Raw genomic sequence first — 18417 nt, forward strand, 5'->3', positions numbered from 1 at the left:
TCCCCGTCGATCCGTATGAGTTTTAAATGGAAACCTCATCCTCCAGGGAATAGACGATTTCCCCTTCTATTACCGTATAAACCACTCTGCCCTTTACTTTTCTGCCATGGAACGGCGTATTCTTTCCTTTTGACTCAAACCGTTCCGCGTCAATGGTATATTCCGCTTCCGGGTCAAAAATCACCAGATCCGCCGCACTGCCTTCTGCCAATGTTCCCCTCTCTATATTCAGAACCCGTGCCGGCTGACAGCTCATCTTCTCAGCCATCTGCAGCGGTGTCAAAAGCCCCTTGTCCACCAATTCCGAATAAGTCAAAGCTGCAGCAGTCTCAAGCCCCACGATGCCAAACGGCGCTTTTAGCATGGACTTAGATTTTTCACTTTCCGCATGCGGCGCATGGTCTGTGGCGATCACATCCAGCGTGCCATCTGCCAGCCCCTCTATCAAAGCATCCACATCCTCCCGTGACCGAAGCGGAGGATTCATTTTATAATTCGAGTCATATCCCGGGATATCATCCGACGTAAGGGTAAAGTGATGGGGACACACCTCTGCGGTTACAGGAAGTCCGGCTTCCTTTGCCTGGCGAACCATCTGAACACTGTCCCTGGTGGAGCAATGGCACAGATGCAGCTTCACACCCGTTGACTTGGCCAGCAGAATATCCCTTGCCACAATCACGTCCTCCACCGCATTCGTGATTCCCGGCAGGCACAGCTCATTCGCCTTCTTATCCGCGTTAATCACTCCGCCTTTCACCATGGTGATATCCTCGCAATGGGCAAATACCGGAATCCCGAGAGCGGCTGCGATCTTCATGGCTTCCTCATAGAGTCCCGCGTTCATCACCGATTTGCCGTCCTCACTGATCGCCGGCACACCTGCCCGGACCATACCCTCGATATCGGACAGTTTCTCACCGGCCTGTCCCTGCGTCACAGCTCCGATCTGATACACCCGCACCTTTCCGGTATGGCGCGCTTTATTATGCACAAAGCTGGCACGGTCCGGGTTATCGATCACCGGCTTCGTATTCGGCATCGCGCAGATCGTGGTAAATCCTCCCCGGGCCGCGGCTCTCTGGCCGGTCATAATCGTTTCTTTATGGGTCAGACCCGGTTCCCTCAGATGTACGTGCAGGTCAATAAAGCCTGGCATCACAAAACAACCCGCCGCATTTACAGTGGCATCTGCTGTTGACCGGATATTTTCAGAAACTTCTCTTATCTTTCCGTCTTCTAACAGCATATCATAGATACCATCGGTGCCTGTCGCCGGGTCCAGAATTCTTCCTTGCTTTATTAATAGCTTCATAATGGATTCCTTCCTGAATTTATTTATCTGTCTTATTTTAACATACGTGTTTACCCTCTGCAACGGGGGGACTGAAATTTTCGGCCAGGCCTCAAGCGATGCTGCCTCACGAGTTTTTCCGCCCGGCTTTGCCATCCCCCGCCGCTTCCCTCCCATCCCTGCTCTGGTAAAGGCTCTTATATCGACCGCACTTCGTAATTTTGGTGGATCAGGTCGGATACACGGCCGGGAGTAATGATCCCTTCCATGGGGCCGAAGGCGGCTGTATTCAGGGCTGCCGCCGCGGATGCCTGTCTGGCGCAGGTTTCAAGGGGAAGGCCGCTTAAGTAGCCGCAGAGGAAGGCCGCGTCGAAGCTGTCTCCGGCACCGGTGGGGTCCTTGGCGCGGACTTTGCAGATCGGTACGTCAAAATGGGATTCCCGGGTTATGATCTGTGCGCCTTTTTTCCCTTGCTTTAGGACGAGGACCTTTATATTGGGATATTGGAAAACCTGGTCGATCGCTTTATCCAGTGAGTCTGTCTCGAATATCGTTAAAAGTTCATGAAGGCCCGGCATGAATACGGAGCTATATTCCAGAATGGGCAGGACACTGGTCATTAAATCGGTTTCTTTCAGGATCTCGATCCGCACGTTGGGATCAAAAGTGATCACGGCTCCTGCTTCGTACAGGGCTTTCATGGTCTGCAGTATACTCCCGGCCATTTTCTTTGACGAGGTCAGACTGCAGCCCATAATATGAAAAAGCCCCACATTCTCCGGCAGTTCCTTTGGAACACTTAAGTTTCCTGCAGCGGAATTACCCATATGGAAGATAAACTTCCGTTCTCCGTTCCGATCATAGGAGACAAAGGCTACGCCGGTGGACAGGATCGGATCTGTCGACAGTAAGGAGCAATTAACCCGGTCCTCCTCCAGGCGTTTCCGGATGCAGACCCCGAATTCATCATCTCCGACTCTGCCGATAATTCCACTGACATATCCCATCTTAGCCACAGTATCGGCAAAAATAGCCGGTGCTCCGGATGGGAAGGGGCCTGTGAATTCACCAGTCCGCTCAAGAGGCATATCTACCTCCGGCCGCATAATCTCACAGATCGTCTCCCCCATGGTCCATATTTCTTTCACTTCATATTCCTCCCTCAAATTACGTTCAATAGTAAAAAGCAAGTGATCCAAGCAAGCTATCGCATCCCTAACCCCGCATACCGCTCCCGCTATCCAATCCATCCATGTCCATTGGCAAAAAATGTCCCGGACCAACCACGATACACCACCTAGTGTTTACCGCTGCCTGTCTCCGGGTTTAAGGGCTAAGCTTCCATATGTAAGTTCTGTCTTCATTCTAGCACACCCCCTTCAGACCTGCAATGTCCGAAAACAAATTTGTCCGAAAGTCCGAAAGCAAATGTTACCTTCTCCCTCTTCCCGCCCAAACCAGCACTCTCCACTCTGATGCCAGCTGAAAACCGCCATTGTACCAGTCAAGGAAAACCCGTGCAGCCTGATGGAAAGCTGGGGGACTCCCAGCTTTCCATCAGACTCCACGGGTTTTCCGCCCCCCGACGCAAAGCCCCCTTCATCCTACACCGAAAACGCCCAAAGGTTTTTAATCTGATAACTCAGCTCCTCATAAGACCAAGTCCTTAAGCTGCGGCTTCGGCTGTTCGGGTCATTGACTGTGAATTCCCCGTCCCGGTAACCGGTTAATACGATAAAATGCCCGGTCGTGGTAAAGTCTCCCGGCCGCATGCTGCAGATGATGGGATGACCCTGGGAAAGTTCATTTTTCATGACGGACTCATCCAGACGGATTTCTTCAGCCTGGATACCCAGCTGCCTGGCCCCTGTGGTCATGAGTGCCCAGGTGGTTCCGGCGGCCGGGTCCAGGTAGCCGTTGTCCGCACTGAAGGATGCTATGGCCTGGGGATTCTTCTGCAGGTCCTGGGTTAATCCGACGATTACCATGGACAGGCAGGTAGGTCCGCAGCCGTCCAGCCCAATGAGGCCTTCCTTACCATAGGAATGGTAGCCCCATCTGGAATCCCACTGGAGGAAAAGAGGAATTTTGCCTTCTTCACAGTCATTTTTAAGATCGATGGGCTGATCATTTTCGATCAGGTCCTTATTTTCCGGGTAGGCAAGTACGTAATCCAGCAGCTCTTCATTTTTGGTCAGAGCTTCCAGCATTCTTTCGGGATAGTCTTCGATATGACCGGTGATCTGTTTTAGCTGGGAAGAGGGCAGATCCATTGCTTGTAACTGCTGCAGAAGTGAATTGCCGATATCCATGGAGGAGACATTGACGGACAGGCTGTCATCGGGAGGCTGCGAATTTTCAGTCAGATATGGCTGCCGCCATTCCTTGAATTGGCTGACTATATGATTCTTACCATAGCAAAATCCACAGTACGCCAGAATCAGCAGTCCGGATAAGAGCACGAATTTCAACAGGTTTGTCCGGGCTCTCCTTCTGCGCCTGTGTTTTCTTCTGGCCTTTTTATTTGTCCTCTTTTTTACTGCCTCACTCGATGTCATTGGGGCAACCTCCTTTATTTCGGTATGCCCTTATTATATCCGTTCTCCTTGTATTTTTTCGTATTACTTCCTTAGTAATTTCTTAATTTCCGGGGCGTAAATCCTTTCTAATTTATGAATGTTTATATACAGCGGGATTTAGATCCGGTACTCTTCTACCGGTTTCTGATGGTGTTTCTTCTGAGAGTTGGGTCCATATTACCGTCTTATTTTCTCATCCGTTTACTAAGATCTGATCTGTCATTTTGTGTTTAAACGCAAGAACTGCCGCCCGAAGGTCGGGGGCGTTTGTCAGCGCTCCTCCGGCTATGATCACGTCAGGATGGCTGAACATGGCTAACGCAAGTGTGTCCAGTGTGATACCTCCCGCTGCCGCTATCCTGGTATTACTGACTGTCTCTGACAATATCTTCAGGTCGTTAAACGGCGTTATTCCGGACCGCTGCACATCCACAGCGGTATGTACGCCGATATAGTCAACGCCCATTGCCTCCAGCTCTTTGGATCTTTGAATGATATCGGGAACACTCAGCAGATCCACATACAGTTCTTTTCCGGCCTTGTGGACCGCGTTCTTTGCTTCTGCTATCGTATTGTCGGCGGCAACGGCCAGAACAGTCACCATATCCGCACCGGCCTCGACGGCATAGCGGGCCTCTATTTCACCCCCATCGGCGATTTTGGTGTCTGCCAGAACCGTCAGCCGGGGAAATCTCTCTTTCATACGTCTCACCGGCTCCATCCCGTACCTGATGATCATCGGTGTCCCAATCTCTATGATATCGATTATATCGTGTATCTTTTCCGCCATTTCCAGTGCCTCTTCCATCGATACCATATCCAGCGCTATTTGTAATCTCATCTTATGTTCCTTCTCTGTCTTTTATAGATTAAATACGCAGTAAACCATCTGCTTCCCTATCTTCGCAGGAACACCGCCTGGGCAGCCTGTGAATCTAAGGGCCATGAGAACAACCCGCTTCTTAATCATTTTTGTAAATGATAAAATGATGGAACTTTAAGATCCGGAAGAATTCTACCAGCCGGTTCAGCAGCGGTTCCGCTTTCTTGCCGAACTCAGCCTTCACAAGCTCCGAAATGTCATAGACCGTGTTCTTTCCGTCGATCTGCAGCCAGACAAAAGTCCCATAGGCATCCAGCTGTATGTGGCTTACTTTCGGCCTGTGGAAAAATTTCTGGGCTACGCGGTTAAAGAAACCCTCGTTGGGCTCGTCGATCACCACCCGCCCTTTCTCATTTGTTTCCCATTTGTACTCCGGATTTTTCATGGGCACATAGTCCATATAGTTCCCGGGCAATACTGTCTTTTTTGACATGCTCTCACATCCTTTGTCTATTTCGCCTTCCGCTTCGCGAACAGGAAGAGTGATCCGATCAGCAGTGCGAACGCTGCCAATCCTCCGATATTCCCCAGATTCAGGATTTCGGACAGATCGATTTTATCTCCAAGTGTCACCGCGCCGATGGGAACGACGGCCAGCACGGCCAACAGGATTCCCACAAGCCCCTCCCCGGCGATCAGGCCGGAACAGTACAGCACACCGCGTTCGATCATTCCCTTTTTCTGTTCTTCCGGAAGATTCTTTTTCTTTTCTAAATATAATCGTACAAGACCGCCTGCCATAATCCCGGCACTTAAGTGAACCGGCAGATACAGGCCCACGGCAAAGGGCAGTACCGGCATCCTTAAGATCTCCGCCACGACAGCGATTCCGGCTCCCGCGAATACCAGCACCCACGGCAGATTTCCTTCCATCACGCCTTCGACCACCATCTTCATCAGTGTGGCCTGGGGTGCCGGAAGCTGGGTGGAACCGTATCCCCACGCCGAGTGGAGCAGATATAACACACCCCCGATGGTAACCGCGGAGGCTCCCACACCGATCAGTTCCCCGATCTGCTGCCTCCTGGGCGTGGCGCCCAGGATGTATCCGGTCTTTAAGTCCTGGGACGTATCCCCGGCGATGGCCGCGATCATACAGATAATGGAACCGATGGCGATGGCGCCGATCATACCTGCCTGTCCGGTGGAGCCGGTGGCCTTTAAAGCCATCGTGGAAAACAATAATGTGGCAATCGCCATTCCTGAGACCGGATTGTTACTGCTGCCGACCAGTCCTACCATTCTGGAGGATACCGTAGCGAAGAAGAAACCAAACACCACGATCAGAACCGCCCCCAGCAGATTGACCGGGAATGCCGGCAGCAGCCAGATCAGAACCGCCATAGCCAGAATCACCAGCAGGATTCCTTTCATAGGCAAGTCCTTATCCGTACGCAGCATACTGGCCTCTCCTTTTCCATACCCCTTCAGCGCCTGACCGAAGGTCCTGACGATCAGAGGAAGGGATTTGACCAGGCTTAAGATCCCGCCGGCCGCTACCGCGCCTGCCCCGATGTATCGGATGTATTTGGTCCAGATGGTAAAGGAATCCATGGAGCTTATGGGGTCCGTCCCCGGAAAGAGGACTGCGTCCTGCCCGAAAAAGCTCAACAGCGGCATCAGCACAAACCAGGCCAGGACTCCGCCTGCCAGCATATAAGAGGAGATCTTCGGTCCGCAGATATAACCCACTCCAACCAGCGCCGGCAGTACGTCTACACCTGCTCCGCTTCCCTTATAAGAATTTAACTCGTAGTGAACTTCACTGGGAAACAGCTTCAGCCCATCCGCCACGAATTTGTAAGCGGCCGCTATACCAAGTCCCGCGAATACGGTGGAGGCTTTGGAACCGCCCTCTTCTCCCGCCAGCAGGACCTCCGCACAGGCAGTACCCTCCGGATACGGAAGAACGCCATGTTCCTGAACGATCAGAGCCCGCCGCAGCGGTACCATGAATAAGATTCCAAGGACTCCTCCAAACAGCGCGATGATCGAAATGGTCCAAAAAGACGGAGGCAGTATCTCCCACTGCTCTGCCCACATAAATAGTACCGGCAGGGTAAAGATCGCGCCCGCCGCCACAGACTCGCCGGCTGAGCCGATCGTCTGTACCATATTGCTTTCGAGTATGGAATCCTTGCGCAGAATCACCCGGATCACTCCCATGGCGATAACGGCAGCCGGTATCGATGCCGACACCGTCATTCCCACCCGAAGGCCCAGATAAGCATTTGCCCCGCCGAAGACCACTGCCAACAGGATTCCGATGACGATCGACGCCACCGTAAATTCCGGCAGTACCCGTTCCGCGGGGACAAATGGTTTAAAACTTTTTTCCTGTTTCATATCTCAATCCCCATCCTTTATGAATTGGCACTCATTGTCCGTTTCATTATAGTATGGGAGGAAAATACAAAACAATGTATAATAATTTCCTGTTTTACCTATATCCGGCGCTGTTACCTGGATCAGACAGCATTACCTATATTAGGCAGCCTCGCCTGGTTTAAGCAGCATTACCTATATTAGGCAGTATCACCTGGTCCAAACATCATTATCCCAGGCAATTAGTTCTTGCTGGCTTTCTCTTTTTTCCAGAGAGTAAATGCGAAAATGCTGATAATAATCAGGGCGAAGAATACTAAACCGCCTATGTTGCCCAGATTAAATTTCTCTGAAAGATTGATAATATCGCCAAGGGATTTGCCGTTAATCTTGATGACAGCGAATACCGCCAGCAGGATTCCGATCAGTCCCTCTCCAGCGATCAAGCCGGAAGAGTACAGAACGCCGTTGTTCACCATATTCTTCTTGGTCTCGGTATCGCCTTTCTTCCTCTTCTCCAGGAACAGACGCACCAGACCGCCAACCATCATCGGTGTACTCAGATGGATCGGCAGATACAGCCCGACAGCAAAGGGGAGCACCGGGATACCCAGGATCTCCACCACGATTGCGATAAATACACCTGCAAATACCAGTACCCAGGGCAGGTTCGCATTCATGACACCTTCTACAACCATCTTCATCAGCATGGCCTGAGGTGCGGGCAGTTCCGTAGTTCCATATTGCCATGCCGCGTTAAACAGGTACAGAATCGCGCCAATGGCCACTGCGGATGCAACCACGCCGATCAGCTCACCGATCTGCTGTTTCCTGGGCGTAGCGCCTACGATGTAACCGGTTTTCAAATCCTGAGACGTATCACCGGCAATCGCCGCGATAATACAGATAATCGCTCCGATGGCAATAACCGCCGTATAACTGCTGTGTCCCGTTCCGCTGGTCGAACGCATAATAATGGCTGAAAACAGAAGCGTCGCGATGGCCATACCGGATACCGGGTTATTACTGCTTCCGATCAGCCCTACCATACGGGAGGACACGGTCGCAAAGAAGAAACCGAAAATAACGATAATAAACGCGCCCAGCAGATTCACCGGGATAGGAGGAAGCAGCCAGATCACTACTGCCACTACCAGCGCCGCGATTAATACACCGGCGGTCGGAAGATCCTGATCCGTACGCAGATTGCTGTCACCTTTTCCTTTGCCGTAGCCTTTCATGGCATCTTTGAAGGTAGTAACGATCATCGGCAGAGACTTGATCAGACTCATAATTCCACCAGCCGCAACTGCACCGGCCCCTATGTAGCGGATATAGCTGCCCCAGATATCAAAGGAACCCATCTCACTGATCGCTTTTGATCCGGGATACAGGATCGCATCCCCGCCAAACAGCGCGATCAGCGGCATCAGTACCAGCCATGCGACACAGCCGCCGGCCAGCAGATAGGAGGAAATCTTAGGTCCGCAGATGTAACCAACACCCGCCAGAGCCGGAAGCACGTCCATCCCAATACCGGAGCCTTTGTAAGGAGTAATCTCATAATGCACTTCGCTGGGGAATATCTTCAATCCATCAGCGATAAACTTGTAACCTGCGGCAATACCAAGACCTGCGAATACGGTAGAAGCTTTCGCTCCGCCTTCTTCTCCTGCCAGTAATACTTCCGCACAGGCCTTACCCTCAGGATAAGGCAGAGTACCATGCTCCTGAACGATTAACGCTTTCCGAAGCGGTACCATGAACAGGACACCTAACACACCGCCGACTAAGGCGATCAGTCCGATTTCGATCAAGGATGGAGCACTGACGTTCCACTCGTCTGCCCACATGAACAAAACCGGTAAGGTAAAGATAGCGCCTGCCGCAACGGATTCACCAGCTGAACCAATGGTCTGAACCATATTGTTCTCCAGAATGGAATTCCGCCGCATAATGACCCGGATGATACCCATAGAGATAACCGCTGCCGGAATAGAAGCAGATACGGTCATACCTACCCGAAGACCCAGGTACGCATTTGCACCACCGAATAATACGGCCAGAAGGATACCGACAATAACGGATGTCACTGTCATTTCCGGCAATATTCGATCCGCTGGTATAAACGGTTTGAATTGCTTGTCGTCTTTCATCTTTCCCTCTCCTCTTATTAAATTTTACGTAATAATCTTAACATAATATTAACATGCTAGCAAACCTTTTATTGGTTTCTCCTGTTTTTTTGCCATATTTCCCAACAAAAAAGATGGAAAATTCTATATATTTCCATCCTTTTTGTTGCTTTTCATTAATTTTTGCTATTTTTTAGCCGCAAAAATATTTTAACAACCTCGTTCACCAGTACAGGCACCAGCGAAAGTCCCAAAACAAAAATCCAGTCGATATGTGTCAGGTGGAACACATCAAACGCAGCCGCGAGCGGAGGAACTGTGATCACCACAAATTGAATCAGGATACCCAGGATTATGGACCCGATCAGATATTTGTTTGAGAATAATCCCACCTGGAAAATGCTCTTGGTCTCGCTTCTTAAATTCAGCGAGTGGAACAACTGGGAAACCGCCAGCACCACAAAGGCCATTGTCTGCGCATGGGTCAGCGTATCCCCGGACAAGCTGCCGATGTGCAGTACATGCAGGCTCCACTCTCCGGAATAGCGCATGGCTCCGATGGCAAAGGCCGTCAGGGTCATAAGCCCGATCAGCGCGCCGTTCAGGATCAGGAACGCTTTTCTTCCGTGGAACAAGCTCTCTTTGGGATCTCTGGGCTTCCCCTTCATAATATCCGGATCTCCTGGGTCCACACCCAGAGACAGAGCCGGCAGCGTATCGGTAATCAGATTCACCCACAGCAGATGGATGGACTGCAGAGGCGTCATCCATGCCATCAAAGTAGCCAGGAACAGTGCAATGATCTCACCAATGTTACAGGAAAGCAGGAACACAATGGATTTTTTGATATTTGCATAGATATTACGCCCCTCTTCCACCGCTGTGACAATGGTGGAAAAATTATCATCCGTCAGTATAATATCCGAAGCGCCCTTCGCCACATCCGTCCCCGTGATCCCCATAGCCACTCCGATATTGGCAGCTTTCAGGGAAGGGGCGTCATTGACCCCGTCACCGGTCATGGACACGATATTGCCGCTTCCTTTGAATGCCTTCACGATCCGGACCTTGTGCTCGGGAGATACCCTGGCAAATACCCGGACATTCTTCACCCGTTCGACCAGCTCCTCATCCGTATACTGATCCAGCTCCACTCCCGGCATAACCTGCTCCTGGGTGCGGGCGATGCCCAGCTCTTTTGCTATGGCGAAGGCGGTTTTTTGATGATCCCCGGTGATCATCACGGTGGAAATGCCGGAATTGCAGCAGACGGCAATGGAGTCCTTCACTTCCATCCGCGGCGGATCGATCATGGCTGCCAGGCCAATGAAGGTCATATCGCTCTCCATCTCTTCCTGGGTGAGGTCCTCCCGGTCTGTTTCCTTGTAAGCAGCTCCCAGCACTCTGAGCGCCTGATCCGAAAAAGCATCCGCGGCAGCCATAAATTCCGCCGCCAAAGCTTCCGTCATGGGAACCACCTGGCCGTCCATCAGGGCACTGGCAGATTTCCTGAGCAGCTGATCCGTGGCTCCTTTTGTCATAACGTAATATTGATCCCCATAGACATTTACTGTGGACATAAGCTTGCGGTCTGAGTCGAACGGAGCCTCGTTGACCCTCTGATGTTTTTCGTTCCAGTCCTCTTTGCGTATCCCGTGCTTATTTCCCAGATCGATAAGCGCCACCTCGGTGGGATCACCCGTGCTTCCCTCTGGCCCTGATGTGGCATCGGAACAGAGCACCAGGTTCTCGATCAGCAGACGCTGTACCGGATCATCCGATGACAGCTGAGGCTCCTCTATGATTTTCCGGTTCACGAAGCATTTCATAACGGTCATCCGGTTCTGGGTCAGCGTACCGGTCTTATCCGAACAGATAAAGTTGACCGCGCCCAGCGTTTCCACGGAAGGCAGCTTCCGGATAATCGCGTTTTTCTTAACCATGCGCTGGACACCCATGGCCAGCACGATGGAGACGATCGCAGGCATCCCTTCCGGGATCGCCGCCACAGCCAGAGAAATGGCCGTCATGAACATCTGGAACAGGTCTCTTTTTTGCAGCATAGCGATGCCGAACATGGCCACGCATACGATCAGAGCCACGATTCCCAGCAGTTTCCCGATCTCTGCCAGCTTCTTCTGAAGCGGGGTTTTCTCATCCGCTTCCCCCAGCATATTGGCAATATGGCCAATCTGGGTATCCATTCCCGTCGCCACCGCTACTCCGGTACCTCTGCCGTTAGTAATCAAGGTGGAGGAGAATGCCATATTTTTCATATCCCCCAGAGGGATATTTTCCTCGGAAAGTGTAAGCCCTGCGTCTTTGTTCACCGGAACCGACTCCCCGGTAAGCGCCGACTCCTCCACCTGCAGATTCGCCGTCTCGATCAGCCTGATATCACACGGTATATACCGGCCGGCGTCCAGCACGACGATATCACCCGGCACGATCTCCTCCGACGCCATCTCTCTTATTTCCCCATCCCTTACCACGTACGCTTTGGGGGCAGAGAGTTTCTGCAGGGCTTCCATGGATTTTTCAGCCTTGGCTTCCTGGGAGACACCGATCACCGCGTTAAGCACCACCACCAAACTGATGATCACCGTATCGTTGATCTCACCCATAAAGCCGGAGATCACCGCGGCGATCAGGAGAATATAGATCAGCGGATCGTTTAACTGGGCCACAAACAGCTGCAGCAGGCTTTTCTTTTTTCCCTCTTTCAGCTTATTGGGCCCATATTTTTCTCTTCGGCGGGCAGCCTCCGCTGTGGTCAGCCCTTTGCCCGGATCTGCCTGGAGCTGTTCCAGGATCTGGGCCAGCGGTTTATTATGAAACATTACGTACTCCTCCTTCCTGAATATCAAACACATTGTATCATATACAAAAGACAGCCGCAATCGTTGTTAGAATATGTGAAAATCGGAAGTTGTATACCAGACCGGTCAAATATCCGGGAGATTCCGCGATCTCCAAAATATGAACTGCTTTTTCTCACGAGAAATGAATATTTTCCTTCTTTCCATAATAAGATGTAAAAAGAAAATGATAGGAGGGCCTTCCATGAGCTCTAAGACGAAAATAGTGGTGTTACATATGAAGGAGGTTATCTATACAGGTATCTTTGTTGTACTGGGAATCCTTCTGATATTACTGCTTATTTTTATGTTCCTGCCCGGCAAAGGGGGGAAAGGGAACAAAGAGGCTGCCGCTCCTACTTCAAAATATGTCGCAGGTGTCTATTCATCTTCCATTAAATTGAATGACAATGCCATTGATGTTGAAGTGGTCGTGGATGAAGACCATATCAATTCCATTGAACTAAAGAACTTAAGTGAAACAGTCACCACTATGTATCCGCTCATACAGCCTTCTTTGGATGATCTGGCAAACCAGATTATTGAAAAACAGTCCCTGAACGATATTACATATTCGCAGAGTAATCAGTATACTTCTACGGTACTGATGGATGCTATTGCATCTGCGCTGAATAAGGCTTTGGTTCCGGTGGCGGAGGAATAGGGACTGGACCGGGGGAGATGGTCCGGAGGGGCCGGAAGGGCCGGGAGAGTGAAGGCCGGAGGGGGGCTGTTTCCAACCGGAGCCGGAACGAAGCGGGAGCCAGATCGCATCGGCCGGACCTAAGAACAGGTAACTACGAAGGAGGAAGAACCTCTTATTAGCAGGGCCCGGAACAAACTCGCCAAAAAAACGGCTCGGACAGTGTTCCGGGCCCTGCGAGGTTCTTCCTCCTTCTGCGTAACCTGTTCTAAGGCCCGACCTCAAGCGATTTGGCTCCCGCTTCGTTCCGGCTCCGGTTGGAAACAGCCCCCCTCCGGCCTTCACTCTCCCTGCTCTTGCTTCTGGCATGGTACCATGTGCTTTCGGATTTGGGTTTGGTGCCATGTGCTTTTGGGTTTTGGAATTTTGGTTAAAAAATAGGAGCGGCTGGCACTGTTGCCGGCTTGCTCCTATTTTTTGTTATGCGGTTAGTTTAACTGTATGCCCTGGTCTTTTAGCCAGGTTTCTATTTGGCTGCGGTTTTTTGGCGCGACCAGAGGCTGGCCTGCATTTCCGTCTTGGAACAGTATTAAGGTGGGGATGGTCATGATCTGGTATTTCTCCGCGATCTTCATCTGTTCGTCGATATTGATTTTGCCGACTGTGAGCCGGGATTGGTAGTCCTGGGCCAGCTGTTCTACCGCGGGGGCGATCGCACGGCAGTAGCCGCACCAGGGAGCCCAAAAATCAACTAGTAAGGGGAGAGAGCCTTTCGTTTTTTCGGCTATGTTTTCTTCGGTTATTGTAATCGCTGACATTTATTTTTCCTCCGTTTCTTGATACGTTCTTGGCTTACTGTAACTAATTTGTTTTCAGTTCATACTGTAATTATAATTGTTACAATTAGGCTTGTCAATACTTTTTTGAACTTCTTAGTTTGTAGATCTTAGTTTGTACCTTTTTAGTTTCACTTTCTTAGCTTTACCTATTTAGTTTTATCTTTATAGTTTTTCTTTTAGTTTTCCTTTTTAGTTTTCCTGTCAATATCTTTTTTATTCAGGCTAAATGCGAAATATCAGTATAATTATCTGTATCCAAAACAGGGACGGACTGCCGCAGGACGGACTGCTGCTGTGATAAGGAGTACTGTATTATGGCCTCTTATCACAGCAGCAGTCCGTCCTGCGGCAGTCCGTCCCTGTTTTGGATACAGATTTTTAATCACTTTTTGTGATGTTGTGATTATGGCACTGTTTATAGAAAAACTGGATTATTTCTTTTCTGGTTACGATGCCGATGAATACGTGTTTGTCATCGATTACCGGAACGAAGTTCTGGTTTGTGGCAATTAGAAAAAGATCTTCTATATTAGAGTCGATGTGAACAGGCACATTGTCCAGCCTGCGCACGATTTTCGACACCGGTATCTTCTCGGCATCCCTGAAATTCAGCGAATACTCGTTTTTGATGGAGAATAACAGATCGCCTTCGGTTATGGTTCCTACATATTCCCCTTTTTTATTGATTATGGGCATGGCCGTATAGCGGTGATGCTCCATTTTTTCCAGAACCTGACGCAAAGTATCATATTCATTTATGTACGCCACTTCACTTTTCGGGGTAAGAAAAAATAGAATGTTCATGATCTCTCCTTTATCCTTTATGTTCCTCTTATTGTTCCGCCGGAATCTTGACTGCCGGCCGGTGTCTTTTTTTCTTTAATTATAATGCACGACGGTTTTGGTGTCCACTATAAGCTTATGGTTCACCAAAAATACACAAAAGTCTTTTTGGTGGTGTTATAGGATTTTCAGCATATGATATGGTAAGGCCGGGGATCGAGGAACCTTTGGCCGGAACAGATTCATTCCGAAAAATAGTAGTGCTTGCTAAAACTTCACTGACATTTTTCATGCATCGCACGTTAATGCCCAAAATGCGGGCTTTAAGTGCTCATAGTAAAAAAATGAACCCATTTAGGAGGTAGAGTATGGAATTATTCCATTATCCCGAAAGGTGTAATGTCCGTACTTTTTATATAGAGGCAATAGAAATTCCTATTGTTTATAATAAATATGGGGATCACGATCCCAACGGATTATTATATGTGTTACAAAAAGATGCCGGGCGTATTCGCAGCAGAGCCCTGGAAAATTTTCACCAGGCTGTTCCCCAGCCTTACGAGGAGGTCAGGCCTTTGGTTCTGCGAGCCAACCTGGGGGATGAGATCCGGGTGCACTTCCGCCATTCCCTGGACAGGGAATTGTCAATTCATGTGCAGGGACTTTCCTACGATGTGCAGTCCTCGGATGGCTCGTTTGTGGGGATGAACGCGGACAGTACCACGGAAAACGAAATCAATTACTGCTGGTATGCCCAAAAAGAAGGGGTTTATCTGTTCAGTGATATGGGGGATACCAGGAGCAGTGAGGAGGGCACAAACATTCACGGACTGTTTGGCGCCATTATCGTGGAAGCCCCTGAATCTGTATGGCTGGATCCTATGACCGGACAGCCGATAGAAAGCGGACTATTCGCAGACATCTATCATCCGTCCCTCCCGGCATTCCGGGAATACGCAGTATTTTTTCACGACGAACTGGAGATGAAAAATAAAGATGGGCTGCAGCCCGTAGATATGCACACAGGACTCCCTTCCGCCACAACCGGAATCAGCTACCGTTCGGAACCCATGCGGAACCGCATGCCTCTAAGCGATGACCACGCGGACACGGGAGAGGATATTTCCATGAGTTCCTGGGTGTACGGCGATCCTGCGCCTCCTATCCTCAGATCCTACGTGGGTGATCCGTCCAAAATCCGTCTGGTCCATGGCGGAGTGAAGGAAACACATGTATTTCATCTTCATAACCACCAGTGGAGACTGGAGGGGGATAATCCCAGTTCAACGATAATAGACTCCATTTCCATCAGTCCCCAGGAGTGTTATACCCTGGATATTCTGCATGGGGCCGGAAGCCTGAATGGAATGATTGGGGACGCTATCTTCCACTGCCATCTGTATCCGCATTTCCATGAAGGAATGTGGACCCTCTGGAGAATATACGACCGCCTTCAGGACGGGAATCAAAAGCTGCCGGACGGAACGGCCATTCCCCCTCTGCTGCCGCTAAAAGACAGGGTGGCTCCGCCTGAAGTTGACCCGGATCATCCCGGTTATCCGAATTTTATCAACGGCCAGTATGGTCAAAGACCATTACAGCCTCCGCTTGGTGTGCTGAATCCAGACGGAAGCAATAAAATATTTCCGACCCCTCTGGAAATGAAAAACTTTGTGGTAGATTATAAAAGCGGTGCCCTCTATACAGACACCTGTCCCTGCCATACCGATGGTAAATGCGGCTCCGGAGAGGAAAATATCAAGGTGTTTGAACTGGCTGTCATCCAGGCCAAAATCACGTACAACGATTATGGATGGCACGACCCCCAGGGCCGGTTTTTTGTACTGAAAGAAGAGCTGGAGCTGCACGGCGGACTGGACGCCTATATTCGGAAAGTGGAAAACCAGGAAATCCGGGTAGAGCCTCTGGTCATCCGGGCCAACGACGGGGACTGCATCGAAATCAGGCTGACTAACTTGCTGCCGGAATATCTGGAGGCCAGCCCATTTCAGTTAAAAACCCTGACTGATATCGTGGGTTACCATATCCATCTGGTAAAATTTGATACCATTGTATCAGACGGAGCTGCAAACGGCTGGAATAATATCGCGGGTGCCCGCAGATATGAGACGCTGATTGAACGTTTCTTCGCAAACGCAGAGCTGCGCGCTGTGTTCTTCCATGATCATCTGTACGCTAACAGCCACCAGCAGCATGGTGTCTTCGGCTCCCTTATCGTGGAGGAAGCAGGCGCGACTTTCCATGATATCCGCACAGGGGAAGAATTAAAGTTCGGGACACAGGCCGTAATCCGCAGAAGGGATGGTTCCTCCTTCCGTGAATTCGCCCTGTTTGTGCACGACTTTGCCCTTTTGTTCGACAAAGACGGAAATCCCCTGAATCCGCCTGCGGTCCCCGGCTCCCACGATGATCCCGGGGTTATGGGAATCAATTACCGTTCCGAGCCCATGAGAGAGCGGCTGAAAAGCCACGGAGATCCCGCCTATATCTTCAGCTCATATGTTCATGGAGATCCTGCCACTCCGCTTCTGCAGACCTATCCTGGTGACGAGATGATCATCCGGCTGCTGGACGGGGCCCATGAAGAACAGCACTCATTAAATATAACCGGGCTGGCCTGGCAAAAAGAAATTCAGGATTTCCATTCCCCCCTTGCCGCCTCCCAGGCGATCGGTATCTCTGAGGCATTTAATTTAAGAATCCAGAGAACCTACGGAGCCGGCGATTATCTGTACTATTTTGGAGGAATCGACGATGCCTGGCTGGGATTATGGGGAATCATCCGGGCCTATGATAAAGTAAGGGATGATCTGCTTCCCCTTTGCAAGGGAAAGGCGCAGATCCTGCCCCTGCTCCCTTGTCCCGGCAAGGACGCAGTGATACGAAAATACGAAATAGCCGCCATCCAGACAGATCTGTTATACAACCGGTACGGGGATCATGACCCGGACGGTCTGATATTTGTTCCAGTAGAAGAACTTCCCTCTATCTATTCGGGAAAATCAAAGCCAAAGCCGCTGATCCTTCGGGCAAATGCGGGAGACTGGGTGGAGGTTACACTCCACAATCTGTTCTCTCCGGATAAGCCGATACCCTATTACGACTATCCCAGAGTTCCTGTAGACATGAAACACCAGCCGTCCGACAGAGTTTCCTTAAACCCGCAGTTCCTTAAATACAATCCCATAACAGATTCCGGCATCAATGTGGGCTATAACAACAGGGAACAGACCGTAGGCCCGGGCGAGAGCATAAAATACCTCTGGCACGCAGACCTGGAATACGGTGCCTGTATCCTCCAGTCTTTCGGAGATATGCGTAATCACAGATACCACGGCTTGTTCGGAGCTGTCATCGTGGAGCCGCCGGCCTCCAGATGGTACCGCAGCTTCTCCATGGCAAAAGGAACTTATGATGAACAGGCGGTAATCACAGCGCCTGGAGTGGAAACCTTCCGTGAATTTGTATTATTTATACAGAACGGAATCCGATTGTTGGATAACCAGGGCCAATTAATCCAGACGGCGGCGGAAGATCCCCAAGAGCCTGTGGATGCGGAAGACACCGGAGAAAAAGGATATAATTACCGTTCCGAGAGATTCTTCAACCGTCTAAAAAAAGACGGACGCATTTCCAGGGTATTCAGCAGCAAGGTGCATGGCGACCCCGCCACCCCGATCTTCAAGTCCTACACCGGGGACCGCATCGTCTTCCGCACCATGATGCCCGCGGATAAACCCAGAAACGTAGGGCTCGCCGTCCACGGCCACTTATGGAAGGAGCAGCCCAAAGACCCATTCTCCAGAATCATCCCCCTGCAGGGAGGTATCAGTATCGGTAACAAATTTGACATGGAACTTTCCGAAGGCGCCGCGTGCCCAGGAGACTATCTCTACCGTTCAGGCAGCCTGAAATGGGATATCGAATCCGGCATGTGGGGCATCCTCAGAGTTCTCAGACAATCCCTGGGATGCAAATGCAAAAATGCCTGCAAAAAATTCTGCGGCTGCTTCAAGAAAAATTAGAAAACGCGTCTAAAACTGCTGTAAAGCAGGAG

The 18417-nt window shown here is 50.4% G+C and carries 12 protein-coding genes; 2 read left to right on the plus strand and 10 right to left on the minus strand.

All coding sequences use genetic code 11. The features are described 5' to 3' along the window. Positions 1–22 precede the first annotated feature (22 nt). The 8 genes from ABC831_RS11970 to ABC831_RS12005 form a co-directional block, all read right to left on the minus strand. Positions 23–1315, minus strand: coding sequence for a dihydroorotase (locus ABC831_RS11970; protein ID WP_343248356.1), 1293 nt, complete (start codon positions 1313–1315; stop codon positions 23–25). 176 nt (positions 1316–1491) lie between these two features. Next, positions 1492–2442, minus strand: coding sequence for a sugar kinase (locus ABC831_RS11975; protein WP_343248357.1), 951 nt, complete (start codon positions 2440–2442; stop codon positions 1492–1494). Between the two features lie 456 nt (positions 2443–2898). Then, a complete protein-coding gene (locus ABC831_RS11980; RefSeq protein ID WP_343248358.1) occupies positions 2899–3852 on the minus strand; it encodes a C39 family peptidase in 954 nt (317 codons plus the stop codon). A gap of 214 nt (positions 3853–4066) precedes the next feature. Next, positions 4067–4714 (minus strand): 3-hexulose-6-phosphate synthase, encoded by a 648-nt coding sequence (gene hxlA / locus ABC831_RS11985; RefSeq protein ID WP_343248359.1) that lies wholly within the window; start codon positions 4712–4714, stop codon positions 4067–4069. A 121-nt stretch (positions 4715–4835) separates the two neighbouring features. Then, the gene (locus ABC831_RS11990; protein ID WP_343248360.1) at positions 4836–5189 is read right to left on the minus strand and encodes a PqqD family protein; all 354 of its coding nucleotides are present in this window, start codon (positions 5187–5189) and stop codon (positions 4836–4838) included. 17 nt (positions 5190–5206) lie between these two features. Continuing rightward, the gene (locus ABC831_RS11995) at positions 5207–7102 is read right to left on the minus strand and encodes an OPT family oligopeptide transporter (protein ID WP_343248361.1); all 1896 of its coding nucleotides are present in this window, start codon (positions 7100–7102) and stop codon (positions 5207–5209) included. A gap of 221 nt (positions 7103–7323) precedes the next feature. After that, positions 7324–9237: an OPT family oligopeptide transporter gene (locus ABC831_RS12000; protein WP_343248362.1), complete on the minus strand. Its 1914-nt coding sequence runs from the start codon at positions 9235–9237 to the stop codon at positions 7324–7326. 155 nt (positions 9238–9392) lie between these two features. Then, positions 9393–12056 (minus strand): cation-translocating P-type ATPase, encoded by a 2664-nt coding sequence (locus ABC831_RS12005; protein WP_343248363.1) that lies wholly within the window; start codon positions 12054–12056, stop codon positions 9393–9395. Between the two features lie 223 nt (positions 12057–12279). Here ABC831_RS12005 and ABC831_RS12010 point away from each other — a divergent pair, with 223 nt between their 5' ends. Beyond that, entirely contained in the window at positions 12280–12738 is a 459-nt protein-coding gene (locus tag ABC831_RS12010) for an FMN-binding protein (protein ID WP_343248364.1), read from the plus strand. 467 nt (positions 12739–13205) lie between these two features. On the opposite strand, the gene trxA is transcribed toward ABC831_RS12010, so the two are convergent. Further along, entirely contained in the window at positions 13206–13535 is a 330-nt protein-coding gene (trxA, locus tag ABC831_RS12015; RefSeq protein WP_343248365.1) for a thioredoxin, read from the minus strand. Positions 13536–13934: 399 nt separating this feature from the next. After that, positions 13935–14360, minus strand: coding sequence for a CBS domain-containing protein (locus ABC831_RS12020; RefSeq protein ID WP_343248366.1), 426 nt, complete (start codon positions 14358–14360; stop codon positions 13935–13937). A 347-nt stretch (positions 14361–14707) separates the two neighbouring features. On the opposite strand from ABC831_RS12020, the gene ABC831_RS12025 reads away from it, so the two are divergent. Beyond that, positions 14708–18385 (plus strand): multicopper oxidase domain-containing protein, encoded by a 3678-nt coding sequence (locus ABC831_RS12025; RefSeq protein WP_343248367.1) that lies wholly within the window; start codon positions 14708–14710, stop codon positions 18383–18385. The last annotated feature ends 32 nt before the right edge of the window (positions 18386–18417 follow it).

It is taken from the genome of Diplocloster hominis (genome assembly GCF_032380655.1).
In the GTDB taxonomy this organism is placed as follows: Bacteria; Bacillota; Clostridia; order Lachnospirales; family Lachnospiraceae; genus Diplocloster; species Diplocloster hominis.